The sequence below is a fragment of the Dryocola mayonis genome (genome assembly GCF_051307045.1).
Lineage (GTDB): Bacteria > Pseudomonadota > Gammaproteobacteria > Enterobacterales > Enterobacteriaceae > Dryocola.
Genome location: NZ_CP150452.1, coordinates 4,019,005 through 4,044,449 on the forward strand (window position 1 = coordinate 4,019,005; position 25,445 = coordinate 4,044,449).

At 56.6% G+C, this 25,445-nt stretch carries 19 protein-coding genes and 6 pseudogenes; 6 read left to right on the forward strand and 19 right to left on the reverse strand.

What is annotated here, in order from left to right:
* Window positions 1-47: 47 nt before the first annotated feature.
* A pseudogene (gene ubiD / locus WLO32_RS19415) lies at window positions 48-1,542 on the reverse strand (4-hydroxy-3-polyprenylbenzoate decarboxylase).
* A gap of 178 nt (window positions 1,543-1,720) precedes the next feature.
* On the opposite strand from ubiD, the gene rfaH reads away from it, so the two are divergent.
* On the forward strand, window positions 1,721-2,215 hold the full coding sequence (gene rfaH / locus WLO32_RS19420) for a transcription/translation regulatory transformer protein RfaH (RefSeq protein ID WP_435946599.1): 495 nt from the start codon (window positions 1,721-1,723) through the stop codon (window positions 2,213-2,215).
* A 34-nt stretch (window positions 2,216-2,249) separates the two neighbouring features.
* On the opposite strand, the gene hemB is transcribed toward rfaH, so the two are convergent.
* From hemB to udp, 10 genes and pseudogenes are all read right to left on the reverse strand, one after another.
* Window positions 2,250-3,272: a porphobilinogen synthase gene (gene hemB / locus WLO32_RS19425; protein WP_121266762.1), complete on the reverse strand. Its 1,023-nt coding sequence runs from the start codon at window positions 3,270-3,272 to the stop codon at window positions 2,250-2,252.
* Between the two features lie 15 nt (window positions 3,273-3,287).
* Complete coding sequence (gene tatD, locus WLO32_RS19430; RefSeq protein WP_435946601.1) at window positions 3,288-4,067, reverse strand: 3'-5' ssDNA/RNA exonuclease TatD; 780 nt, start codon at window positions 4,065-4,067, stop codon at window positions 3,288-3,290.
* A gap of 42 nt (window positions 4,068-4,109) precedes the next feature.
* Entirely contained in the window at window positions 4,110-4,886 is a 777-nt protein-coding gene (gene tatC, locus WLO32_RS19435; protein ID WP_435946602.1) for a Sec-independent protein translocase subunit TatC, read from the reverse strand.
* Window positions 4,887-4,888: 2 nt separating this feature from the next.
* Window positions 4,889-5,429, reverse strand: a pseudogene (tatB, locus tag WLO32_RS19440) (Sec-independent protein translocase protein TatB).
* Window positions 5,430-5,432: 3 nt separating this feature from the next.
* Window positions 5,433-5,693 (reverse strand): Sec-independent protein translocase subunit TatA, encoded by a 261-nt coding sequence (gene tatA / locus WLO32_RS19445; RefSeq protein ID WP_435946603.1) that lies wholly within the window; start codon window positions 5,691-5,693, stop codon window positions 5,433-5,435.
* 78 nt (window positions 5,694-5,771) lie between these two features.
* Window positions 5,772-7,413, reverse strand: a pseudogene (gene ubiB / locus WLO32_RS19450) (ubiquinone biosynthesis regulatory protein kinase UbiB).
* A complete protein-coding gene (ubiJ, locus tag WLO32_RS19455; protein WP_435946604.1) occupies window positions 7,410-8,015 on the reverse strand; it encodes a ubiquinone biosynthesis protein UbiJ in 606 nt (201 codons plus the stop codon). Before ubiJ ends, ubiB begins: the two are co-directional and overlap by 4 nt.
* 13 nt (window positions 8,016-8,028) lie before the next feature.
* Window positions 8,029-8,784 carry a bifunctional demethylmenaquinone methyltransferase/2-methoxy-6-polyprenyl-1,4-benzoquinol methylase UbiE gene (gene ubiE / locus WLO32_RS19460; protein ID WP_435946605.1) on the reverse strand — a complete coding sequence of 252 codons (756 nt, stop codon included), beginning with the start codon at window positions 8,782-8,784 and terminating at the stop codon, window positions 8,029-8,031.
* A gap of 85 nt (window positions 8,785-8,869) precedes the next feature.
* Window positions 8,870-10,309 (reverse strand): DNA recombination protein RmuC, encoded by a 1,440-nt coding sequence (gene rmuC / locus WLO32_RS19465; RefSeq protein WP_435946606.1) that lies wholly within the window; start codon window positions 10,307-10,309, stop codon window positions 8,870-8,872.
* A gap of 134 nt (window positions 10,310-10,443) precedes the next feature.
* Window positions 10,444-11,206 (reverse strand): annotated as a pseudogene (gene udp, locus WLO32_RS19470) (uridine phosphorylase).
* A gap of 257 nt (window positions 11,207-11,463) precedes the next feature.
* Between udp and WLO32_RS19475 the strand changes: the two are divergent.
* Complete coding sequence (locus WLO32_RS19475; RefSeq protein ID WP_435946607.1) at window positions 11,464-12,294, forward strand: dienelactone hydrolase family protein; 831 nt, start codon at window positions 11,464-11,466, stop codon at window positions 12,292-12,294.
* 272 nt (window positions 12,295-12,566) lie between these two features.
* Here WLO32_RS19475 and metE read toward each other — a convergent pair.
* Window positions 12,567-14,829: pseudogene (metE, locus tag WLO32_RS19480) on the reverse strand (5-methyltetrahydropteroyltriglutamate--homocysteine S-methyltransferase).
* Window positions 14,830-14,953: 124 nt separating this feature from the next.
* Here metE and metR point away from each other — a divergent pair.
* A complete protein-coding gene (gene metR / locus WLO32_RS19485) occupies window positions 14,954-15,907 on the forward strand; it encodes an HTH-type transcriptional regulator MetR (RefSeq protein WP_121266772.1) in 954 nt (317 codons plus the stop codon).
* Here the strand turns inward: metR and WLO32_RS19490 are convergent.
* From WLO32_RS19490 to pldB, 3 genes are all read right to left on the reverse strand, one after another.
* A complete protein-coding gene (locus tag WLO32_RS19490; RefSeq protein ID WP_435946609.1) occupies window positions 15,795-16,694 on the reverse strand; it encodes a carboxylate/amino acid/amine transporter in 900 nt (299 codons plus the stop codon). The genes metR and WLO32_RS19490 overlap by 113 nt on opposite strands.
* Window positions 16,695-16,805: 111 nt before the next feature.
* A complete protein-coding gene (gene yigL, locus WLO32_RS19495; RefSeq protein ID WP_435946610.1) occupies window positions 16,806-17,612 on the reverse strand; it encodes a sugar/pyridoxal phosphate phosphatase YigL in 807 nt (268 codons plus the stop codon).
* Between the two features lie 28 nt (window positions 17,613-17,640).
* Complete coding sequence (pldB, locus tag WLO32_RS19500; RefSeq protein ID WP_435946611.1) at window positions 17,641-18,633, reverse strand: lysophospholipase L2; 993 nt, start codon at window positions 18,631-18,633, stop codon at window positions 17,641-17,643.
* A 100-nt stretch (window positions 18,634-18,733) separates the two neighbouring features.
* Between pldB and rhtB the strand changes: the two genes are divergently transcribed.
* Window positions 18,734-19,354 carry a homoserine/homoserine lactone efflux protein gene (gene rhtB / locus WLO32_RS19505; RefSeq protein ID WP_435946612.1) on the forward strand — a complete coding sequence of 207 codons (621 nt, stop codon included), beginning with the start codon at window positions 18,734-18,736 and terminating at the stop codon, window positions 19,352-19,354.
* Here rhtB and rhtC read toward each other — a convergent pair.
* The 3 genes and pseudogenes from rhtC to pldA all read right to left on the reverse strand — a co-directional run bounded on the left by rhtC (window position 19,355) and on the right by pldA (window position 22,803).
* Window positions 19,355-19,976: pseudogene (gene rhtC / locus WLO32_RS19510) on the reverse strand (threonine export protein RhtC).
* A 67-nt stretch (window positions 19,977-20,043) separates the two neighbouring features.
* Window positions 20,044-21,870 (reverse strand): ATP-dependent DNA helicase RecQ, encoded by a 1,827-nt coding sequence (recQ, locus tag WLO32_RS19515; RefSeq protein ID WP_435946613.1) that lies wholly within the window; start codon window positions 21,868-21,870, stop codon window positions 20,044-20,046.
* 63 nt (window positions 21,871-21,933) lie between these two features.
* Window positions 21,934-22,803 carry a phospholipase A gene (pldA, locus tag WLO32_RS19520; RefSeq protein WP_435946615.1) on the reverse strand — a complete coding sequence of 290 codons (870 nt, stop codon included), beginning with the start codon at window positions 22,801-22,803 and terminating at the stop codon, window positions 21,934-21,936.
* Between the two features lie 175 nt (window positions 22,804-22,978).
* Here pldA and yigI point away from each other — a divergent pair, with 175 nt between their 5' ends.
* Both yigI and rarD read left to right on the forward strand, forming a co-directional pair.
* A complete protein-coding gene (gene yigI, locus WLO32_RS19525) occupies window positions 22,979-23,449 on the forward strand; it encodes an acyl-CoA thioesterase YigI (protein WP_435946616.1) in 471 nt (156 codons plus the stop codon).
* Window positions 23,450-23,499: 50 nt separating this feature from the next.
* Complete coding sequence (rarD, locus tag WLO32_RS19530; RefSeq protein ID WP_435946618.1) at window positions 23,500-24,396, forward strand: EamA family transporter RarD; 897 nt, start codon at window positions 23,500-23,502, stop codon at window positions 24,394-24,396.
* An 80-nt stretch (window positions 24,397-24,476) separates the two neighbouring features.
* Here rarD and corA read toward each other — a convergent pair whose 3' ends face one another.
* Window positions 24,477-25,427, reverse strand: a complete 951-nt coding sequence (corA, locus tag WLO32_RS19535; RefSeq protein ID WP_121266780.1) for a magnesium/cobalt transporter CorA — start codon at window positions 25,425-25,427, stop codon at window positions 24,477-24,479.
* Window positions 25,428-25,445: the final 18 nt, after the last annotated feature.

Genomic DNA, 25,445 nt, shown 5'->3' on the forward strand with positions numbered 1-25,445 from the left:
GCGTTCCCTCTGTCGGGTCAATAATGCAAAACTGTAAAAATCGCCCCTCAGGCGTTTTTACCGTTATCGAAAATAGCCAGTTCATCCCAGATTGCGTCAATACGCGCGCAGACTTCCGCATCTTTTTTGATAGGACGCCCCCACTCACGCTGGGTTTCTCCTGGCCATTTATTGGTGGCATCCAGTCCCATTTTTGAACCAAGGCCGGAAACCGGCGAGGCAAAATCCAGGTAATCGATCGGCGTGTTCTCTACCAGTACGGTATCACGCGCCGGATCCATACGCGTAGTGATGGCCCAAATAACGTCGTTCCAGTCACGCGCGTTAACATCGTCATCGCATACGATGACAAACTTGGTGTACATAAACTGCCGCAGGAAGGACCAGACGCCCATCATCACGCGTTTGGCGTGGCCGGCGTACTGCTTTTTAATGGTCACGACCGCAAGGCGATACGAACACCCTTCCGGCGGCAGATAGAAATCAACAATTTCCGGGAACTGCTTTTGTAATATCGGCACGAAGACTTCGTTTAGCGCCACGCCCAGCACGGCCGGTTCATCCGGCGGCCGCCCGGTATAGGTGGAATGATAAATAGCGTCTTCGCGCTGGGTAATATGGGTGACGGTAAATACCGGGAAGCTATCTACTTCATTGTAGTATCCCGTGTGGTCGCCATACGGCCCTTCCGGCGCCGTTTCCCCCGGCTCGATATAGCCTTCCAGCACGATTTCCGCGCTGGCAGGCACTTCGAGATCGTTAGAAAGACATTTTACGACTTCGGTTTTGGTGCCGCGCAGCAGCCCGGCAAAAGCATATTCGGAAAGGGTATCAGGGACGGGGGTTACCGCGCCGAGAATGGTCGCCGGGTCGGCGCCCAGCGCTACGGAAACCGGGAAACGTTCGCCGGGATGCGCTGCGCACCACTCCTGGAAATCAAGCGCGCCGCCGCGATGCGACAGCCAGCGCATGATAAGTTTATTCTTGCCGATCAGCTGCTGGCGATAAATGCCGAGATTTTGCCGTTCTTTATGCGGGCCCGCGGGTAACGGTCAGTCCCCAGGTGATCAGCGGCGCGGCATCTTCGGGCCAGCACTGCATAATGGGAATACGGTTTAAATCGACCTGCTCCCCTTCCCAGACTTTTTCCTGACAGGGCGCGCCGCGCAGCCTTTTGGTCGGCATATTCAGCACCTGTTTGAACTGCGGCAGTTTATCAAACAGGTCGCGAAAGCCTTTCGGCGGCTCCGGCTCTTTCAGGAAGGCCAGCAGCTTACCCACCTCACGCAGGGCGGACACGTCTTCCTGTCCCATTCCCATCGCCACTCGCTTCGGCGTGCCGAACAAATTGCACAAGACCGGCATGCTGTAACCTTTCGGATTTTCGAACAGCAGCGCCGGGCCGTTTGCCCGCAGGGTACGATCGGCAATTTCGGTCATTTCCAGATGCGGATCGACGGGCATTGCGATACGTTTTAGCTCACCGCGTTGCTCAAGCAGCGTAATAAAGTCGCGTAGGTCGTGGTATTTCATGCAGTTAATCCAGGCCCGGAGAATGGCCGTCATTATACGGACTTCAACTGCGCCATGCTGTATTTTTGTTAAAAACAGGTAACTGCCTGGCCATTAAGCGGATGGCGGCGGGTTATACTTGTGCTGGCTATCTCTGAGTTCGACCTTTTGTTATTCTTGCGCGCTCAATGAGGTGAGATGAGAAATTATGGAATCCTGGTATCTTCTGTACTGCAAAAGAGGACAGCTGCTGCGGGCGCAAGAGCATCTTGAGCGCCAGGCGGTCAACTGCCTTACTCCGATGATCACGCTGGAAAAGATGGTGCGTGGAAAGCGAACTGCAGTCAGTGAACCCTTGTTCCCGAACTATATGTTCGTCAAGTTCGATCCGGAAAACATCCACACCACCACGGTCAACTCCACCCGCGGCGTGAGCCACTTTGTCCGCTTTGGCTCCCAGCCTGCCAACGTGCCGGATGACGTTATCGATGGGTTAATCAACTACCACCCTGAAAACGTCACCGATCCGGAAACGCCTTATCCAGGCGATAGCGTAGTGATCACCGAAGGGGCCTTCGAAGGACTGGAGGCGATATTCAGCGAGCCGGACGGTGAGGCGCGCTCGATGCTGCTGCTTAACCTGCTAAATAAGCAGGTAAGGCAAAGCGTGAAGAATACGGACTTCAGGAAGCTGCAGAAATAAGCAAGGCCAGCAATGCTGGCCTTTTTAGTAGCGTCTAGCGCTGCATTTGCTCATCGTGCAGCCACTGCGCGACACGCTTAGAGAAATAGGTCAACACGCCATCCGCGCCCGCGCGCTTGAAGCACAGCAGCGACTCCATAATCGCCGGTTTTTCTGCCAGCCAGCCGTTCTGAATGGCGGCCATATGCATCGCATATTCTCCAGAAACCTGGTAGGCGAACGTCGGCACGCCAAAGGTATCCTTCACGCGGCGCACCACGTCCAGATAAGGCATGCCAGGCTTCACCATCACCATGTCCGCGCCTTCTTGCAGATCCTGAGCGACTTCCTGTAAAGCCTCATCGCCGTTGGCAGGGTCCATCTGATAGGTCTTCTTGTTGCCGCCTTTCAGGTTGCCGGAGGAGCCAATCGCGTCACGGAACGGGCCGTAATAGCAGGAGGCGTATTTGGCGGCATAGGACATGATCTGCGTATTGACGAAGCCGTCGCTTTCCAGACGGTCGCGAATGGCGCCAATGCGGCCATCCATCATATCGCTGGGGGCGATGATTTCTGCCCCGGCTTCCGCATGGGAGAGCGCCTGACGCACCAGAATTTCGCGGGTGATATCGTTGATAACGTAGCCGTCTTCGTCAATCACGCCATCCTGACCATGGGTGGTATAAGGGTCGAGCGCAACGTCAGTCAGTAAACCTAACTCCGGCACCGCATCTTTCAGCGCGCGCACGGCGCGCTGCACCAGGCCATCAGGATTATAAGCTTCTTCGGCATGCAGAGATTTGCCTGCGCTTTCAATCACCGGGAATAAAGACAGGACGGGAACGCCCAGTTTCGCAACGGCTTCGGCTTCTTTGAGCAGCAGGTCGATAGTCATGCGATAAACACCCGGCATCGACGCAACCTCTTCCTGGCGATTCTGACCTTCCATCACGAATACCGGATAAATCAGATCGTTAACCGTTAACTGGTTTTCGGCCACCAGGCGGCGACTAAAATCGTGGCGACGGACACGGCGCATACGGCGGCCGGGAAACGTACCGGGAAATGCATAGCTCATTTACTTTCTCCTGATTTAAGCCAGCCGGAAAAGACGGCGGGCATTGTCATCCGTTACTTGCGCAAGCCAGGCGGGATCTTCTCCGCGCCACAGGGCAACCTGATTGAGGATATGGGGCAAGTAACAGGGTTCGTTCCGCCGGATTGCAGGCTTTGGTTTAAGATCCCGCGGTAACAAATAGGGGGCGTCGGTTTCCAGCAGCAGCTGCCGGGCTGGAATGACGGGCAATAATTCACGCAGTTCAAGGCCGCGCCGTTCATCGCACACCCAGCCGGTAACGCCGAGGAACAGGCCGCGGGCGAGACACTCACGGGCTTCGGTACGCGTGCCGGTAAAACAGTGCAGCACAACGCCGGGCAACTTATCCAGCCAGGGATCAAGCAGGGCGATAAAACGCTCATGGGCTTCGCGGCAGTGGAGGAATACCGGCATCATCAACTCGGCGGCCAGCGCCAGCTGGGCGGTGAAAGCGCGCTCCTGTTCGGCTGGCGTTGAAAAGTTGCGGTTAAAATCCAGGCCGCACTCGCCGATAGCTACCACTTCAGAAGCGCCGGCAAGCTGAGCAATGGCTTCAGCGGTTGCCTCCTGCCACTGGCTTGCGTCGTGCGGGTGAACGCCAGCGGTAGACCAGCAGCCGGCATACTTTTGCGCCATAGCGAGCGCCTGCTGGCTTTCATGAAGACTGGTGCCGGTCAGCAGCATGCCGCTGACCCCTGCTTGATGCGCGCGCAGCACCACTTCTGCATGGTCTTTGGCAAATTGCGAGCTGGTCAGATTGACGCCGATATCAAACATATAACCTTCCAAACGACGACCGCCCTGACGGGCGGCCTGAAATCATGACTCTTTTTCAGAGTGGTCATCATCTTCTTCGGCGTCTTCCATATCACGGCGGCCTTTGCCGACATAGTAACGGGAGAAGAACACGCCGACCTCAAACAAACAGTACATCGGTATAGCCAGCAGCGTTTGCGAGAAGACATCGGGCGGCGTCAGCAGCATCCCCACCACGAAGGCGCCGACAAAGATATACGGACGCTTCTGTTTCAGCGCTTCCGGGGTGGTTACCCCCATCCAGCACAGCAGGATAATGGCGACCGGTACTTCAAACGCGACCCCAAACGCCATAAATAACGTCATGACAAAATCGAGGTACTTGCTGATGTCGGTAGACATTACCACGCCTACCGGCGCGGTTTTTGTCAGAAAGCCAAATGCCAGCGGGAAAACGACAAAATAAGCAAAGGCGATGCCCATATAGAACAGTAAAGAGCTGGAGATCAGCAGCGGCGTGACCAGCCTGCGTTCATGTTTATACAGCGCGGGCGCGATAAACGCCCATATCTGATAAAGAATGACCGGTGCCGACAGAAAGACCGAAACGTAAATCGTCAGCTTAATGGGCGTGAAGAAAGGCGACGCCACGTCGGTGGCAATCATCGTCGACCCTATCGGCATCTGTTTTATCAGCGGCGCAGACACGATCTGATAGATGTCATTAGCGAAATAAACCAGCGCCAGAAAAATCACCAGCACAGCGAGAATGCTGTTTAACAGTCGCTTGCGCAGCTCAATCAGATGGGTGATGAGCGGTTGGGTATCTTCAACGGCCATGTTTACTGTTTATCACTCGAAGGTTGAGGAGGAACCGGGTTGGTAACGGATTGTGCGGATTTAACCTGAGGCTGGGCGAGGTCTTGCTCAGGTTCGGCAGCCTGCGTTGTTTCCACTGCGGGAGCCTGGTCAGGCGCGCTTGCCTGATGAGCCGCCGTCGCCGGCGTAACGCCTTCATGGCTGTCCTGAGCGTCTTTCACCAGGGGATTATGAATGGTATGCGCATCGTCGCTGGCTTTTTCAGGATCCTGCGTATAGGAACGCTTCATGGACTCCGCCGCCTGGCGCAGCTCATCCATGGAGGCTTTCAGCTCGGGCGTCAGGTGGTCCATGCTCGCTTTCTCAACCTTTTTCAGGCTGTCCTGCAGCTCCTGGATTTTCAGCTCCTGGGCCAGCTCGTTTTGCACCGTCGCGGCAAGGGAGCGCAGCGCGCGAATCCACCCGACAACCGTTTTGACGGCCACCGGCAGACGCTGTGGGCCCCAGCACAACAAGGCCAATCACGAAGACCAGCAGCAGTTCGCTAAAACCAATATCGAACACGGTTTATACCTGCTCTTTATCGTTGCTCTTTGCTTCGTCTTTTTTCACGTCGCCGGGCTGTTTATCCGCCAGGTTCTTCGCGGTGAAGTCAGCGTCTTCAGCGGACCGGTCTTTCTCTTTAGGCTCATCATCGCTCATGGCTTTCTTAAAGCCTTTGATAGAAGCGCCCAGATCGGAACCAATAGAACCCAGCTTCTTAGTGCCGAACAGAAGAACGACGATAACGGCAATAATCACTAACTGCCAGATACTGATACCACCCATATTGTTGCCTCAAATCACGAAGATGTTTGTATAACGCCCGTTATTATACGGCACCTGCCCGCTAATAACGATGAAATTTCAGGCAGATCGCCGCCAGCCAATTAGCCAGACCACGATGCCGCCCGCCATCAGCCAGGCGGGCATAAACTCCCATTCCGGCTTATTTATCAGCAACAAGGTTCCGCTAAGGATAAGCGTAGCCCCGATGCCGAACAGATAGCGCGACTGCCCCTGCCGCACATGATGCTGATGCAGTTCGTGCTGAATTTTATCAATGCTTTGCTGTAAATGCTTGCCCTGGCGCAAACTGTTATAAACCAGTTCCGGCAGCTCGGGCATTTTTTCAACCCAGAACGGCGCTTTTTCCTTAAAAGAGCGAATCAGCGCAGGAATACCAACCTGTTCTTTAATCCACTCTTCCAGGAATGGCTTGGCGGTTTTCCACAAATCAAGCTGGGGATAAAGCTGTCTTCCCACGCCTTCGACGTATAAAAGCGTCTTTTGCAGCAAAACCAGCTGCGGCTGCACTTCCATATTGAAACGACGCGCCGTGTTAAAGAGGTTTAATAACACGTGACCGAAGGAGATCTCCGCCAGCGGCTTCTCAAAAATCGGCTCGCAAACGGTGCGGATAGCAAACTCAAACTCTTCAACGTTGGTGTCCGGCGGAACCCAGCCTGAATCCACGTGCAGCTCGGCGACCTTGCGGTAGTCACGGTTAAAGAAGGCGATGAAGTTTTCCGCCAGATAGCGCTTATCTTCTTTGTTAAGCGAACCAACGATGCCGCAGTCGATGCCGATATACTGCGGGTCTTCGGGATGCTCATAGCTGACAAATATATTGCCCGGGTGCATGTCGGCGTGGAAGAAACTGTCGCGGAACACCTGGGTGAAGAAGACCTGCACTCCGCGTTCGGGCCAGCAGCTTCATATTGGTGCCGTGGCTTTCAAGCGTCGCGATATCTGAAACAGGGATACCGTAAATCCGCTCCATAACCATCATTTCCTGGCTACAGTAATCCGAGAATACCTCCGGCACGTAAAGCATCGGGCTATTTTCAAAATTGCGCCGGAGCTGGATAGCGTTCGCCGATTCACGCAGCAGATTCAGCTCGTCGATGAGCGTCTTCTCGTAGTCGCGCACCACTTCCATCGGGCGCAAACGCCGTCCGTCCGGCAGCAGTCGAGGCACCCAGCGCGCCAGGCGATAGATGAGCTTCATGTCCGCCCTGATGACGGGCAGAATGTCCGGGCGAATAATCTTGATCACCACCTCGCGGCCGTTTTCTTTCAGGCGGGCGGTGTGAACCTGGGCGATGGACGCCGACGCAAGAGGCTGGATGTCGAAATCATCAAACCAGGTCTCTACCGGAATACCGCCCATCGCCTGCTCGATCTGTTTCTTAGCCAGCACGCCGTCAAAGGGCGCGACGCGATCCTGCAGCATGGCCAGCTGATCGGCGATAAGCGGCGGGAAAAGATCGCGACGCGTGGACATCATCTGGCCGAATTTGATCCACACCGGCCCTAACTCCTGCAGCGCAAGGCGTAAACGTTCGCCCAGCAGCTTGTCTTTATGGCGGTTTGGCATCCAGAACAGCATGCGCCGCCAGAGGCGTAACGGCAGCGTGATGCGGATTCTGGGGATCAGCTCGTCCAGGCCATAGCTGAGAAAAGTACGAATGATGAAATAAAGACGACGAATTTCCCCTGGCGTCATTTGCCCTCCAGCTTGTCCAGCCGCGCGCTCAATGCGTCGGCTGCGCGTTCAACGGCCGCCGTTTCTTCGGCGAACCATGCCACTTCCAGTGGGCCTGGCGCCATGCGCCACTCTTCGGTGATAGCCTCGGCAAGATATTGCTGGTTGCGATTAAAACCTTTCTTCAACAGCCTGCCGCCGCCGCGAAATACTTTGCTGATGCCTTCCGCCGCCACGTCGCCGATATAAGGCGCGAGAAGTTCTGCCGGGTCGAACTCGGCGAGATCCATTAAGGCAACCCAGTTTTGCACCACCTGCAAGTCGCCCTGCACTTCAAGATCGCCGCTGCGGATGAGCGCCGTGAGCTGCTGCCTGTCGCGTAATTTTGGTAACACGGCCAGGCGCGTGATCACGCGGCAGTCCGCCTCGCCTTCCCACTCGCCCAGCACATCGAGCTGCTGTTCGCTAAAGACCAGCACTAAAGGTGCGGCGAACTCTTTAAGCTCAACGCGCAATACCTTGCCCAGCAGGCGCTGGCGGGCGGCTTTCAGCCCGCGGTCACGCCATAAAAAGGCGTTGAGTACGCTTTCGATTCCGGCAGTCACTAGCGGTGTAAATGGCATCGGCTGCTCCCCGTCAGAATTTGTAGCCGCGGTGCAGGGCAACAATCCCGGCGGTCAGATTGTAGTAGGTAGTGTTTTCGAAACCGGCATCTTCCATCATCGCTTTCAGGGTGTCCTGATCGGGATGCATGCGGATAGATTCTGCCAGGTAGCGATAGCTTTCCGCATCCTGCGCCACCATTTCGCCGATGCGCGGCAGAATATGGAAAGAATAGGCGTCGTAAGCTTTGCTAAGCGGTTCGATGACGGGCTTGGAGAATTCCAGCACCAGCAGACGGCCGCCCGGTTTCAGCACGCGATACATGGAGCGCAGCGCCTTTTCTTTATCGGTAACGTTGCGCAGGCCGAAGGAGATGGTGATGCAGTCGAAGGTGTTATCCGGGAAAGGCAGCGCTTCCGCATTGGCCTGAACGTAATTCACGTTGCCGACAACGCCGATGTTGCGCAGTTTCTCACGCCCCATTTTCAGCATTGAGTCGTTGATATCCGCCAGCACAACTTCGCCCGTTTCACCCACCAGGCGCGAGAATTTAGCCGTCAAATCGCCAGTGCCCCCGGCAAGGTCCAGCACTCGCTGCCCGCGACGCACGCCGCTGCAGTCGATAGTAAAACGCTTCCAGATACGGTGAATGCCAAACGACATCAGGTCATTCATAACGTCGTATTTTGCGGCCACGGAGTGGAACACATGAGCCACCATATCGGCTTTCTGCTCTTTCGCTACGGTGCGGAAGCCAAAGTGTGTTGTTTCCTGGGATTCGTCAACCATCTCAATGCCTGCTTATCAAAAAAAGGTACGTGAAGTGTAACAGAATGGGCGCTAAAGCCCTATGATTCAAGCCTGCTGGCTAAACCTAAGCCTGCCGCTCGCCCACTACTTGCCGATCGTCTGAGGGGCTGTTCTGGTATGTTTCTTCATCAAATTCATGCCCTATACGCGCCGCGTTATCCTTATCTTCCTGCCGCGCCTGCTCGACCAAATCTGGATTAATCTCACGTTTCACTTCCACCCCCAGCCCGCGAAACGCATCGGCCTGCACGAGGAGATTACCGCGACCGGAGGCCAGTTTTTTCATCGCCTGCCGGTAGTTATCCTGGGCTTTATCCAGGCTCTGTCCGATAGCTGACATGTCATCAACGAACAGCCGCATTTTGTCGTACAGGCGGCCTGCTCGTTCGGCAATCTGTTGGGCATTACGGCTTTGATGTTCATAACGCCATAAGTTGGCGATGGTTCTTAGCGCCACCAGCAGGGTGGTGGGGCTGACCAGCATAATGTTGTTTCTCAGCGCTTCGCTGATTAGCTCCGGCTGGCGGTCAATAGCCAGCAGAAAGGCCGGTTCGATGGGAATGAACATCAGCACATAATCAAGGGAGCGCAGGCCGGGAAGCTGCTGATAGTCCTTACGGCTTAGCATACGGATATGGTTGCGGATAGCGGCGATATGCTCGTTGAGCGCGCTTTCGCGGGTGAGTTCGTCATCACCGTTGTAGTGACGCTCGTAGGCCACCAGCGTCATTTTGGCGTCGATGACCACGTCTTTGCCCTGCGGCAGGCGGACAATGACATCGGGCTGCATACGGCTGTTATTTTCGAGCTGGATGTTTACCTGCGTCTGGTACTCATGCCCTTCCCTCAAACCCGACGCCTCAAGCACGCGGGTCAGCACCACTTCGCCCCAGTTGCCCTGGGTTTTGTTATCGCCTTTTAGCGCTTTGGTGAGGTTAAGGGCTTCCTGCGCCATTTGCGCATTAAGCTGCTGCAGATTACGGATTTCATGGGTGAGGGTGTGGCGTTCGCGAGCTTCCTGACCAAAACTTTCCTGTACCTGGCGACGGAAGCCATCGAGCTGTTCACGCAGCGGCGTAAGCAGGCCATTGAGGCTCTGGCGATTCTGCTCTTCAACTTTGCGGCCGCTTTGCTCGAAAATACGGTTGGCGAGGTTTTCAAACTGCTCGCTCAGGCGCTGCTCGCTGTTCATCATCTGCCGATGCTTGTCTTCGGCATGCAGGCGGGTTTGCTCAAGCAGCGTGGTTAACTCACGCAGATCGGCTTCCCGGGCGCTGTTAATTTCAAGCTGGGTGCGTAATTCACGGTTGAGCTGCTCGCACTCTTCCTTCCAGTGCTGCTGTTGCAGCAGCTCCTGTCTGGCCGCGCTAAGCTCGCCGTAGGCTTCTGTGTACTCTTCATGAAGCAAGGCCTGCCGCTGCGCCGCCCGCACGCTCGCCAGCAGCCAGCCGGTCAGCACGCCAACCAGAGCAATCCCCAGCCCGAATAATATTGAGATATCCACCACGCCTCCTGCAGCCCACGCCAAACACCAGCAAGGTAAAAGTCTGCTGTATAAATGTCCAGATTAAAAGGGATTTCCTGCGAGGCATTGCGCAAAGCGTAAAATAAAGCCGGCCCGGGCCGGCTTTGAAGAGGTTAAACAAGGCGGCGAGCCGCTTCCACCACGATTTTCACCGCATGGCTTTCAGTCTGCTTCATGGTTTCGGCGTTCGGAATTTCCTGCTGGGTGCGGTTCACGATAACGCCCGCCACCATACCGGCGCGCAGGCCCCTGGCTGGCGCACATGGTCAGAAGCGTAGCGGATTCCATTTCATAGTTCATCACGCCCATCTGCTGCCACTCTTCCATAGAGCCTTTAAAGCGGCTCACTACGCGGCCTGAGAAGGTGTCGTAGCGCTCCTGGCCCGGGTAGAAGGTATCGGAAGAAGCCGTCACGCCGACGTGCGTGGTCGCCCCCACGGATTTCGCCGCTTCCACCAGCGCGGTAGTACAGGCGAAGTCCGCAACGGCCGGGAATTCCATCGGCGCAAAGTGCAGGCTGGCGCCGTCAAGACGTACCGAAGCCGTGGTCACCAGCACGTCACCGACATTGATATGCGGCTGGATAGCGCCGGTAGTACCGATACGCAGGAAGGTGCGGATGCCCAGCTGCGCCAGCTCTTCCACGGCAATAGAGGTGGAAGGCCCGCCAATCCCCGTCGAACAGACGATAACGGCCTTGCCGTCCAGCTCCGCGCGCCAGGTAGTGAATTCACGGTGGGCGGCCAGTTTGACCGGCTTATCCATCAACGCGGCGATTTTTTCAACTCGCTCCGGGTCGCCCGGGACGATAGCAAGCGTTGCCCCTTGCAGGTCGTTTTTAGTGAGGCCGAGGTGAAAAACATCAGACTTGGACATAACAGACTCCTCTGTTGAGTAGGGTTGGCTTGTGCCGCAAAGCGGTACTTTACAGAACCCCCGCGGATAATTTCGTGATGCATTTCACTTTGAATGAAACAAATTACATCATTTTCAATCTCAATAGTGATAACCATCACACAACAAGCCGAGCTTGTTCATTTATCAGGCGCAAAGAGCGCTTTTTGCAAACCAGAGATGCTACTAATCCTGGCTATAGTTATCACACTGCGCTAATGCTGGTACGGAGAATGCCAATGAAAGAAGAGCAACCAACACACAATAAGCCGGGCGGCAATTTTGCGCCGGCCGCCTCGCCGCTTGCTTCAACCGTTATTCAAACCCCGGAAGATTTCATTCAGGCTGGCGAAACGACCATTCCTTCCCAGGGCGACAATATGCCCGCCTGGCACGCGCGACCGAAAGATGCGACCGGCCCTCTGCCAGTGGTGATCGTGGTACAGGAAATCTTCGGCGTTCATGAACATATTCGCGATATTTGCCGCCGTCTGGCGCTGGAAGGCTATCTGGCCGTGGCGCCGGAGCTCTATTTCCGACAGGGCGATCCTAACGATTATGCCGATATTCAGACGCTGTTTAGCGGGCTGGTCTCCAAAGTGCCGGACGCCCAGGTGCTGGCCGATCTCGATCACGTAGCAAACTGGGCGACGCGCCACGGCGGTGACGCGCATCGCTTGATGATTACCGGTTTTTGCTGGGGCGGACGCATCGCCTGGCTGTATGCCGCGCACAATCCGCAGCTTAAAGCGGCCGTCGCCTGGTATGGCAAACTGGTGGGCGAAAAAACGCTGAACTCTCCTCGCAACCCGGTGGATATCGCCACCGAGCTGAACGCGCCCGTTTTAGGCCTGTACGGCGCACAGGACACGGGGATTTCACAAGAGAGCGTAGAGACGATGCGCCAGGCGCTGCGCGCTGCGAACGCCAACGCGGAAATTATCGTCTACCCGGAAGCGGGCCACGCGTTTAATGCGGACTATCGCCCAAGCTACCATGAAGAGTCTGCGAAGGATGGCTGGCAGCGCATGCTGAAGTGGTTTGAAAAGTACGGTGCGAAAAAGGCCTGATAACAGCAAGCTGAGCTAATCTCGCACGCCGCCTGATGCGACGGGCAATTTGTCTTTGCCCGTCGCATCAGGCGGCTTTGCATTAAAAATCGTATCCATTAACTACCGCAAGAATATTTTTCTCATGCTGATACCGGGTTCTTAAAGCATTTTGCTGCGCTTTTGCCTTATCACAAACGACGTTAACCTGTTTTTCTGTTTCCTGCTGCATAACAGGTGCAGGCGAGCGCGGCAAGATAAAGAAACGGAGGCTTTCGCCTCCGTTTTGACGACTAGGCGCTACGCAAATTCTGCGCAGCCTTAACCATATTCGCCAGCGCGGCGCGGGTTTCCGGCCAGCCGCGGGTTTTCAGACCGCAGTCCGGGTTCACCCACAGGCGCTCTGCCGGAACGGACTCCGCCGCTTTCTTCAGTAACGCCTCAATCCATTCCACGCTCGGCACGTTCGGGGAGTGAATGTCGTACACGCCCGGTCCGATTTCATTCGGGTATTCGAACTCTTTGAACGCCTCCAGCAGATCCATATCGGAACGGGAGGTTTCGATGGTAATCACATCCGCGTCCAGCGCCGCAATGGAATCCATGATGTCGTTGAACTCGCAGTAACACATATGGGTGTGGATCTGCGTGTCGTCGCGCACTACGGCTGCGTTCAGGCGGAAGGCCTCGACGCCCCACTCCAGATAAGCCTGCCAGTCGGACTGGCGCAGCGGCAGGCCTTCGCGCAGGGGCCGGCTCGTCAATCTGGATAATGCCGATGCCCGCCGCTTCCAGATCCGCCACTTCGTCACGCAGCGCAAGGGCGATTTGCTTCGCGATGGTTTCGCGGCTCACGTCTTCACGCGGGAACGACCAGCAAAGAATTGTCACCGGCCCGGTCAGCATGCCTTTTACCGGTTTGTCGGTCAGGGATTGCGCATATTTCGCCCACTCCACGGTGATAGGCTTCGGACGGCTGATATCGCCAATCACTACCGGCGGCTTCACGCAGCGGGAACCGTAGCTTTGCACCCAGCCGTTTTGAGTAAATACGAAGCCGTCCAGGTTCTCCCCGAAGTATTCCACCATGTCGTTACGTTCGGCTTCGCCGTGAACCAGCACGTCCAGACCTAAACGCTCCTGCTCAACGATCGCCTGTTTGATGTGTTCGGCAATACCGGTGCGGTAATTACCGGCATCCAGATTTCCCTTTTTGAAATCCAGACGCAGACCGCGAATTTCAGTCGTTTGCGGGAACGAGCCGATGGTGGTGGTCGGCCAGGCGGGCAGATTAAAGCGCTGACGCTGCGCCTGTGCACGCGCGGCATAGTCGCTGCGACGCTGGCTGTCCTGCGCGGTAATGGCGGCCAGACGTTTTTCCACCGCGGCGTTATGCACGCGGCTTGAGTGGCGGCGCGCCTGGATCGGGGCGCTCCATTCTGCCAGCTTGTCCGTTTTGCCGCTGTTGAGCGCTTCGGTCAGCAGCGCCAGCTCGGCACATTTTTGCAGGGCGAAGGCAAACCAGCTCTTCACTTCCGCATCCAGACGCGTTTCCACGCTCAGATCGATTGGGCTGTGCAGCAGCGAGCAGGAGGAAGCCACCCACAGATCGCGTTTACCGACCAGCTCTTTAAGCCGGGCGTATTTTTCGGTCAGGTCGGCACGCCAGACGTTACGGCCGTTGATCACGCCGGCAGAGAGCAGCCAGCCGGCCGGCAGCTGCTGGTGGATGGCGTTGACGTCGTCTTTGCCGTGAACGAAATCGACGTGCAGACCCTGCACCGGCAGCGCGGTGATCGTGTTCAGGTTTGGCGTTACGCCTTCGAAATAGGTGGTGAGCAGCAGCTTCACATTGCCGGCCAGCGCGTCATAGGCAGGCTTATACGCGTCCAGCCACGCCTGCGGCAGTTCCAGCACCAGGGCCGGCTCGTCAATCTGCACCCACTCAATGTCGCGTTTTGCCAGTTCAGCCAGCACCTGCTGATACACCGGCAGAATGTCCTGGAGCAGGCTCAGGCGGTCAAACTGCTCGCCTTTCACTTTGCCCAGCCATAAGTAGGTTAGCGGGCCAAGCAGCACGGGCTTCACTTTGTGGCCCAGCGCCAGCGCTTCGTCAACTTCATCAAGCAGCTGGGTCCAGGTCAGCCTGAACTGCTGGCCTTTGGTGAATTCCGGCACCATGTAGTGATAGTTGGTGTTAAACCACTTGGTCATTTCCGCGGCGGCGGCAGGTTCGCCCGTTGGCGCGCGGCCGCGACCGATGCGGAATAAGGTATCGATATCGACGCCGCCGTCCGCGTTCTGATGACGAGCCGGAACGTTGCCAAGCAGCAGGCTGGTGGTCAGAACGTGGTCGTACCATGCGAAATCGCCGACCGGCAGCAGCTCCACGCCGGCCTGTTTTTGCTGCTCCCAGTGGCGAGCGCGCAGTTCGCGGCCCACGGCCAGCAGCTCTTCCTGAGCGATATTGCCCGCCCAGTAGCTTTCCTGCGCTTTTTTCAGCTCGCGACGCAGGCCGACACGAGGAAAACCGAGGGTGTGATTTTTGATCGTCATTTTTCTTTCCTCATCATTATTCAAATTTGACGCATTTAGACGTCCAGATGTTTACACATCCATAATCCGCAGGTACTGTATATTCCTCAAGCGCAATTTGTTCATGGCGAAGTGAAGGACTTTCATGATCGAGATAAAACACCTGCGGACGCTCCAGGCGTTACGAAACTGCGGCTCTCTGGCCGCCGCCGCCGCCGCGTTACATCAGACCCAGTCGGCCCTCTCCCATCAGTTCAGCGATCTGGAGCAGCGGCTTGGGTTCCGCCTGTTTATTCGTAAAAGTCAGCCATTGCGCTTCACGCCGCAGGGTGAAGTGTTGCTGCAGCTTGCCGAGCAGGTTCTGCCGCAGATAAGCCGGGCGCTTCAGGCGTGTAACGAACCGCACCAGACCACGCTCCGCATCGCCATTGAATGCCACAGCTGCATTCAGTGGCTGACGCCGGCGCTGGAAAGCTTCAATAAGCAGTGGCCGCAGGTGGAGATGGATTTCAAATCCGGCGTCACCTTCGACCCGCAGCCCGCGCTGCAGCAAAGCGAGCTGGATATCGTTTTAACCTCCGATATTCTGCCGCGCAGCGGCCTGCACTATTCGCCGATGTTTGATTATGAGGTGCGTCTGGTGCTGGCAACCGACCATCCGCTGGCCGGTAAAGCGCGCATCGAGCCGGAAGATTTGAGCAGCGAAACCCTGCTGATTTATCCGGTGCAGCGTAGCCGACTGGATATCTGGCGGCATTTCCTGCAGCCGGCGGGCGTCAGCCCTTCGCTGAAAAGCGTCGATAACACCTTATTGCTGATTCAGATGGTGTCGGCGCGCATGGGAATTGCCGCGCTGCCGCATTGGGTAGTGGAGAGTTTTGAACGCCAGGGCCTGGTGGTCACCAAAACGCTGGGCGAAGGTTTGTGGAGCCGGCTGTACGCCGCCGTGCGCGACGGCGAGCAGCGTCAGCCGGTAACAGAGGCGTTTATTCGCTCGACGCGCCTGCACGCCTGCGAGCATCTTCCGTTTGTGCGGAACGCGGAGCGACCCAATGGCGATGCACCCATAGCGAGGCCATTATCACCGTCCCACCTATGATAAAGCTCGGCCAGTGGGGCTGTTCCTGCCAGATGGCGAGGTTGACCAGCAGCCCTGCGGGCACATGCACGTTGTTCATGATGCCAAGCGTTCCGGCATCCACCTGGGTTGCGCCGTAGTTCCACATAAAGTAACCAAGCCCGGAAGCCACCACGCCCAGCCAGACCAGAATGCCCCACTGCAGGCCGGTGGTCGGCAGCTTCTGCGGATTACCCAGCGCAAACCAGGCGATGGTCGCCACCGCAAAAGCCCCGAGATAAAACCAGGAAAAGGCGCAGTGCTGCGGCATCGGGCGCGTTTCCATCAGGCGTTTATAGCCCACCATGCCGATCGCAAAGCAGATATTCGCCGCCTGCACCAGCAGCAGGCCGGTCCAGAAATGATCGCTTACTTTGTCGTAGCGAATAATCGCCGCGCCCACCACCGCAAGCCCTGCGCTTAGCGCATAGCCCCAGCGCAGCGGTCTGCGGCTGAGCACATCATAGATAAAGGTGATGTAAAGCGGCGTGAGCACCGTAAACAGCAGGAATTCAGACACCGTAAGGTAAAGATAGGCCTGGAAGCTAAACAGGTACATAACGCCCAGCTGTAGCGCGCCCACCAGCATATACAGCAGCAGCGTTTTCAGGCTATAGCCTTTAAACCGCAGGAACGGCAGGAATACCAGCGCCGCCAGCCCCACGCGCATCAGCACGGAGAAATAGCTGTCGACATGGCCGGCAAGGTGTTCGCCAATCAGGCTAAAAGAGAAGGCCCACAGGATGGTGGTGATGATAAGTAACGGCACGATGAGAACTCTGCAACAGGCAATTTATTCGCCATTGTAGCGAAGCTTGTGGGCAGAGGGGGAAGTATTTGGTTGACGAGTGGTGAAAAATACACCACTCGTTTGGCGGATTTACTGCGCGCCGAGGAACATTTTACGCAGGTAGTGCGGCACGGCGTTGTCGGCGTTGGTGCCGATGACTTCCAGCTCCGGCAACAGGTCCTTCAGGCGCTGGTGGGCGTTGCCCATGATGCAACCTTTGCCCGCCATGGAGAGCATTTCAGCGTCGTTCATGCCGTCGCCAAAGGAGATGCAGTCTTTCAGGCTATAGCCCATAGCTTTGGATACGGCCTCCAGCGCGTGGCCTTTGGAAACGCCGCCCGCCATCACTTCCAGGCAGGTGAGCGTGGAAAAGCTGACGTTTACGCGGTCGCCCCAGCGGGCGTTGATGGCCTGCTCCAGCGGCAGCAGTTTTTCATGCTCATCGCAGGTGAAGAACACCTTGCTCACGCCGTCCGTTTCCAGCAGGCCTGGCTCGTACAGCGAATAGTTAAACACCGCTTCTTTAAAGTATTTCATCTCTTCCGGGCGATGGCGGTTCATAAACCATTCGTCGCCGCGGTAGACGTTGGTAACGATATCCGTGCTGGTATGCATCACGCCGAACAGATCGGCTGCGATATCGCGGTCCAGATCGTGAGTGAAGACCAGGTTGCCGTCGGTGTCGTGCACGCGCGCGCCGTTTGAGGTGATCATATAGGCTTTGATTTCGAGGTTATCGCGGATCTGCGCAACGTCGATGTGGTGGCGGCCGGTGGCGAAGACGAAATGCACGCCCTGAGCGGTGAGCAGTTTTAGCGTTTCTTTGGCATAGGGCGAGAGCAGGTGATCGGGGGACAGCAACGTGCCATCTAAATCAGACGCAACGACATGGTACATAGGATTAGTAAACCTCTGGTGAAGAAAATTAACGATGCCGGTCGAAAAACTCGAGGATGGCATGCAACGCTTCGGCTCGCATATCGTCCTTTTCAAACAGGATCTCATGATACGCGCCTTTTATGACGTAAGGTGTTTCCCCCTCACAGGGATGGCCCGCCGCGGCACGAAGCTCGCAGAATCGCTGGTGCGCGCGGTTATCCACCACCCGCTCCTCTTCTGCCTGGAGTATTAACATCGGCGTGGTAATGGCGGTGGCTCCCGCTAATACCTGTTCTCCTGCGAGTATCCCTTCGCGTACCCAGTGCCAGGTTGGTCCGCCCACCCGTAATGCCGGCTCGTCGGCATAAAAACGCAGGTTGCGGCGGTAACGCTCGCGGCTGTGGGTCAGGACATTAACGCTAAACGGCAAAGCGCGCCAGCGGCCTGTTCCTATTGCATAACCCTCACGAATACGCTGATGGCCTTCGGCCCAGTCCAGCAGATGGCGCACCATCCATTCCGGCCAGCGCAGCGTGATGCCGAACATCGGCGCACAAAGGGCGACGGCATCAAACGCCTGTGAGTTTTTTTCCAGCCATAAAGAGGTGATTGCGCCTCCCATGGAGTGCGCCAGCACGTAGCGTTTTCGCCACGGACCCGGCGCGACTTCCTGCTGGTAGAAACGGTCGAAATCATCAACGTAATCGCTGAATTTCACGACGTGGCCGCGGTGGGTGTCCGACAGCAGACGACCCGAACGGCCCTGGCCGCGATGATCGATAATCAGGACGTCAAAGCCGCAGTGGAACAAATCCCAGGCAAGTTCGGCATACTTCACATAGCTTTCGATGCGCCCCGGGCAGACGACTATTACGCGGTCATGGCCTTCGCGGCAAAACCTGACGTAGCGCACCGGCACGTCGTCGACGCCCAAAAATTCCCGTTCTTCACGCTCGCGCCAGAAGTCCGTTAACGGGCCCATGGTGAAAGCAGCAAATGCGCCCTCACGCGCGAACCATCCATTTTTATGCTGCGTCATAAGCTGTTTTTGCACCGTCTGGACTGAATATATGTGATCCGTAGCACGCCCATAAACAATAGCGTATTGTGGCACAAAAGTGTTCTTCCTGGGAATTCAGATGACTTTCGAATGGTGGTGTACTTATCTTCTAACGACGCTTATTTTGAGCCTCTCGCCCGGATCCGGCGCCATTAACACCATGACCACCGCCATCAGCCACGGCTATCGGGGCGCGGCGGCCTCCATTGCCGGTTTGCAAACCGGGCTGGCGATCCATATCGTTCTGGTCGGCGTTGGCCTTGGCGCATTATTTTCACGCTCGCTGCTGGCGTTTGAGGTGCTGAAATGGGCGGGCGCCGCCTACCTGATCTGGCTTGGCATACAGCAATGGCGTGCCGCCGGGGCAATAGATCTCAATACGCTGGCGGCCAGCCAGCCGCGCAGCCGCCTGTTTAAACGCGCCATCTTTGTGAATCTGACCAACCCTAAAAGCATCGTGTTTCTCGCCGCGCTTTTCCCGCAGTTTATCGCGCCCCACCAGCCGCAGGCGATTCAGTACGTAACGCTTGGGGTGACGACCGTAGTGGTGGATATCGTAGTGATGATTGGCTATGCGACGCTGGCGACAAGGATTGCGGGCTGGATTAAGGGACCGAAGCAGGTGAAGGCGCTAAACCGGGTGTTTGGCTCGCTGTTTATGCTGGTAGGCGCGCTCCTGGCCGGAGCGCGGCCTGGATGACTAGCGAGAGATAATCAGGTGAATGCCGAAACCGGTGAATAACGCGCCCGCCATGCCGTCAATCCATTTGGCGAGGCGCTGATAGCCGCGACGCATTTTCGGTAGGGCAAACAGGCTGGCAACCACGGTGAACCAGGCAAAGGTTTCCAGCGCGATCATCACGAACAATCCCCAGCGCTCTGCGCTGCCTACGCTGTCGCCCACGAACAGCGAAAACACGCTGCCGAAGTAGATAATGGCTTTCGGATTCGACAGGTTGGTGAGCAGGCCCTTTAAGAAAACTGCGCCCGCCATGCGCCAGTTCTACCGCCGGCGACTCCTGCGCAACCGTCTCTTTTTTCAGCGCGCCGCGCAGCATCTGGTAGCCCATCCAGCACAAATATACTCCGCCGCCGACCATGATAATGCTGTGCAGCCACGCCATTTTTTCAAGGATCAGGTTCAGGCCAAGCAGCGCCACGCCGGACCAGACCATAACGCCGCCGGTAATGCCCAGCACGCCCATCATCGCCTCTTTGCGCGAACGGCTAACGGCGGTCTGGGAAACGAAGAAAAAGTCGGGGCCGGGCGTGACCAGCGCAACGATATGCAGCACCGCTACGGTCAGAAAAAGCATCAGCATAAGAAATAACTCGCGGGAAAATTATTCAGTGAGTGATTATCCTGCCACGTTCGGGCAGGACTGGCTACTACTCATCTTCGCCGTCGACGTGGCTGCGAATCAGCGACATAAACTCGCGGCCAAAACGTTCCAGCTTGCGGGTGCCCACGCCGTTGACGCCGAGCATTTCGCCTGCGGAAATCGGCATCTGCTCGGCCATTTCGATAAGCGTGGCGTCGTTAAACACCACGTACGGCGGGATGTTCTCTTCATCGGCGATGGCTTTGCGCAGCTTGCGCAGCTTGGCGAACAGTTTACGGTCGTAATTGCCGCCGAACACTTTCTGATTTGCCCGCGGTTTGATGGCGACCACGCGCGGCACCGCCAGCATTAGCGGTACTTCAGCGCGCAAATAAGGACGCGCCGCTTCGGTAAGCTGCAAAGCAGAGTGCTGGGCGATATTTTGCGTTACGACGCCGAGATGGATGAGCTGGCGAATGACGCTCACCCAGTGCTCGGTGGTGTGATCGCGGCCTTCACCATAGATTTTAAGCTTGTCGTGCCCGAGGTCGCGAATACGCTGGTTGTTCGCGCCGCGCAGCACCTCAACGACGTAGCCCATGCCGAAACGCTGGCCTACGCGATAAATACAGGAAAGCGCTTTTTGCGCATCCACCAGGCCGTCGTAACGACGCGGCGGATCGAGGCACACATCGCAGTTGCCGCAGGCCTGCTGCCGGCCTTCGCCGAAGTAGTTCAGCAGCACCAGACGACGACAGGTCTGCGCTTCGGCAAAAGCGCCCATCGCGTTGAGTTTATGCCGTTCGATATCCTGCAGCTGGCCGGCAGGCTTCTCTTCCAGGCATTTACGCAGCCAGGCCATATCCGCCGGGTCGTAGAAAAGCATCGCTTCCGCAGGCAGCCCGTCGCGTCCGGCGCGCCCCGTTTCCTGGTAGTAGGATTCTATATTGCGCGGGATATCAAAGTGCGCCACAAAGCGTACGTTCGGCTTGTTGATGCCCATGCCAAACGCCACGGTAGCCACCACGATTTGCAGGTCGTCGCGCTGGAACTTCTCCTGCACCTCGGCACGCACGCTATGCTCCAGGCCCGCGTGATAGGCCCCGGCGCTGATACCCTTGCTTTGCAGGCGCGCTGCGGTGTCTTCCACTTTTGCGCGGCTGTTGCAGTAAATAATACCGGACTTACCGCGCTGCTCCTGAACGTAGCGCATCAGCTGATCGAGCGGTTTAAACTTCTCCATCAGCATGTAGCGAATATTCGGCCGGTCGAAGCTGCTGATTTGAATCAGCGGATCCTGCAGGCCGAGCAGGCGCACGATATCCAGCCGGGTGGTATCGTCGGCGGTGGCGGTAAGGGCGATAAAAGGTACGGTGGGCAAGCGCTGGCGCAGCTGTCCGAGCGCAGCGTATTCCGGGCGGAAATCGTGCCCCCACTGGGATATACAGTGCGCCTCATCCACCGCCACCATGGAAAGATGCCAGTGGCTGGTTTGGTCGATGAAGTTGTCCATCATCAGCCGTTCAGGGGCGATATACAGCAAACGCACCTGCCCGCTGCGGCAGCCAGCCAACACTTCCAGCTGCTGCTCACGGCTTTGGGTGGAGTTCAGGCAGGCCGCGGCAACGCCGTTCGCCAGCAGCTGATCGACCTGGTCTTTCATCAGGGAAATCAGCGGCGAAACCACCACCGTCAGTCCGCCGAAGACCAGCGCGGGGATCTGATAGCACAGGGATTTGCCGCCGCCGGTAGGCATCACGACCAGACAGTCGCGCCCCTCAAGCACCGTTTCGATGATGGTTTCCTGGCCCGGACGGAACTGCTGGTAGCCAAAGGTTTCCTGCAAAACCTGCCTTGCCAGCGCTGCCTGATTAATTACTTCCGCCTGTGTCACGCTTTCTCCACCACCCAAAATTCAGGCGCCATTTTCAGCGCCTGAGGTAAAAACTGCAACTTTTTAGAACAGATCGTTAAGCATAACGCCAACGCCGAAGCGCGTCTGGTTAAAGTTGTAATCAATTAACGACTCGCCGTAACCGCTGTAGAGCTGGGTATAGAGGCGTACATGTTTAGTCACCGGGTAGCTAAAGCCCATTTCGGCGCCGCCGTAGCCGGTGTTCCAGTTGTACTGCCCTTTCACGCTCAGCACCGCATCACCCAGCGAGTAGCCAATCTTCAGCTGGTAATAGCCCATATATTTGGTGATGTCCGGGTTGTCATCGGTGCTGCCAAGCACGTACCAGGGTTTCGCCTCAACCAGCCAGTTGCCGTTTTCTGCCATCAGGCGGGCGTACAGGCGGTTCCAGCTGCGGGAGGTTGGATCGGAGCGCCCGTTGGAGTCGTGGTTATAACCAAACTCCACGTCGCGTAACGTCCAGCCAGCGAAGGTCTCGTCGGTCGCGAAGCCCAGGAAAAGCTGCGGCTCATAGTTTGTTTCGCGGAACGGGGAAGAGTCGCCGCTGTTAGAGAGCTGCCACCAGGATTTCTGCGTATAGGAAGCGCCCAGCACCGAGTTCGAGCCGAGAATACCGCGCCATAGCGGGAAAGCGAGGCTCAGCTGGAACTTCACTTCATCTTTACGGGCGTTATCCGACCAGTTATAAGAGCGAATAGCTTCTTTGTTCAGATCGTCCGTTACCGTATAAATCAAATAGTTAGTATCATACGGATAGAGCGTGAACGGATTGTCATGTTCCTGAAGCAGGTTAGCGATGACGCTGCCGCGCACGGCGGGTTTATCATGAACCTCTTTAATCGTGGCTTCCTGTGCGTAGGCCGTAACAGGCAGCAAACACGCCGCCATCAAGCATCCCAGAAACTTGCGCATCGACAATGTTCTCCCGAACTTAAATTTAGTAGCGAATTATTAGCTGGCGGACATTCTACATAGTTCCTTCGCATCCCGCGCGGTCAACCTTTCTTAAAGTGGAAAGCAACAAAAGCGAAGCATAAAATACACATTCAGTTAACTTATTCAGGTTTTTTCGATCGAGGAACGATCCATGTCCGGCTCCATACTGACTCCCGAATCCGCACTTCAGCTGGTTGGCGAAATTTTTGTCTATCACATGCCGTTTAACCGCGCGCTGGGCCTTGAGCTGGAGCGCTATGAAAAAAATTTTGCCCAGCTCGGCTTTAATAATCAACCGATGATGGTCGGCAACTGGGCGCAGAGCATTCTGCACGGCGGGGTGATTGCCTCCGCGCTGGATGTCGCAGCGGGTCTGGTTTGCGTAGGCAGCACCCTGACGCGCCATGAAAGCATCAGCGAGGAGGAGCTGCGCCAGCGTCTGTCAAAGATGGGCACAATCGATCTGCGCGTGGATTATCTGCGTCCGGGTCGTGGGGTGCGCTTTACCGCCAGCAGCAGCCTGCTGCGGGCCGGCAACAAAGTCGCCGTCGCGCGGGTTGAATTACATAACGAAGAGCAGGTCCATATCGCCAGCGCCACGGCGACCTATATGGTGGGGTGAGAAGATAAATCCTGTTACTATTTGCGCACTATTCTTTTAAGAGTTTTTTCATGGATGCGAAACAGACCCGCCAGGGCGTACTGCTTGCCCTCGCAGCGTATTTAATCTGGGGCATTGCGCCTGCCTATTTCAAGCTGATCCACTACGTCCCGGCGGATGAAATTCTTACCCACCGCGTGATCTGGTCGTTCTTTTTTATGGTGGCGTTGATTAGCCTCAGCCGTCAGTGGCCGCAGGTGAAAAAGGCCTGTCAGAATCGCCGCAAGGTTTTTGCGATGGCGCTCTCGGCGGTGCTGATCGGCGGCAACTGGCTGCTTTTCATCTGGGCGGTGAATAATAATCACATGCTGGAAGCAAGCCTCGGCTACTTCATTAACCCGCTGGTTAACGTTGTCTTAGGCATGATTTTCCTCGGCGAACGCTTCCGCACCCTGCAGTGGGTCGCGGTGGCGCTTGCGGCCTGCGGCGTACTGGTACAGCTGTGGACGTTCGGTTCGCTGCCGATAATCGCCCTGGGTCTGGCGTTCAGCTTCGCCTTTTACGGGCTGGTGCGTAAGAAAATCGCCGTGGATGCGCAAACCGGCATGCTGGTTGAAACCCTGTGGCTGCTGCCGATAGCGGCGATTTACCTGTTTGGCTTTGCCGACAGCGCCACCAGCCATATGGGGCAGAATCCCTGGTCGCTTAACCTGCTGTTAATCGCCGCGGGCATTGTGACCACTATTCCGCTGCTGTGCTTTACCGCTGCCGCAACGCGCTTACGCCTCTCCACGCTGGGCTTCTTCCAGTACCTTGGCCCAACGCTGATGTTCCTGCTGGCGGTTACCTTTTATGGCGAGGTGGTGGGGAAAGATAAGATGCTGACGTTTGGCTTTATCTGGGCGGCGCTGGCGGTGTTTATTCTGGACGCGGTTTATACGCAAAATAAGCTGCGCAAAATCGGCTAGCGGTAGATGGCGCGGCTGCCTGACCGCCCTACGCAACTCATCAAATCGTAGGGCGGATAAGCGTAGCGCCGCCTGGCATTTTACAGCCAGTTCTTACGCTTAAAGTACAGGTACGGCGCAAGCCCGGCGAGGATCATCAGGATAATCGCGGCGGGATAGCCGAAGCTCAGCTTCAGCTCGGGCATAAATTCAAAGTTCATCCCGTAGCTTGACGCCACAAGCGTTGGCGGCAGGAACACCACAGATACCACCGAGAAGATCTTGATGATGCGGTTCTGCTCGATGTTGATAAAGCCCATCGCCGCCTGCATCAGGAAGTTCACCTTCTGGAACAGGGACTCGTTGTGCGGCAGCAGGGATTCGATATCCCGCAGGATTTCACGCGCCTGCTCCAGCTGTCCGCCCGGCAGACGCGCCTTACGCACCAGGAAGTTTAACGCGCGCTGGGTATCCATCAGGCACAGGCGAACCTTCCAGCCGATATCTTCCAGCTCCGCCAGCGTCGAGAGCGCGGCGTCATACTCATCGCCCTGCTGCCCTTCCATTATTACCCGGCTTAGCTTTTCCAGATCGCTGTAGATGTTTTCGATTTCATCCGCCAGCTGTTCGATTTTGGTTTCAAACAGGTCAAGCAGCAGCTCATAGGCGTTGCCGTCCACCATATTCTGGCTACGGGCACGCATGCGGTAGAGGCGAAACGCAGGCAGTTCGCGTTCGCGCAGCGTGTACAGGCGGCCTTCGCGGATGGTAAACGCGACGGTGCTGTTGCCGGCGTGATCGTCCGCATCTTCGAAGAAGAAAAAGGAGTGAATGTGCAGGCCGTCTTCGTCTTCAAAAAAACGCGCGGATGCTTCGATGTCTTCCAGTTCTGGTCGGGTTGCCAGGCTCTGGCCAAGTTCCGTTTGCACACGCTGCCGCTCGCTCTCTTCGGGTTCGACCAAATCAACCCAGACGGAGTTTGTCAGGTTGTCGGCCTCATCCAGCTCGAGGCGGGACAGTCGATTGTTTTCCAGTTGAAATGCGCTCAGCATGACCGGGACTCCCAATGC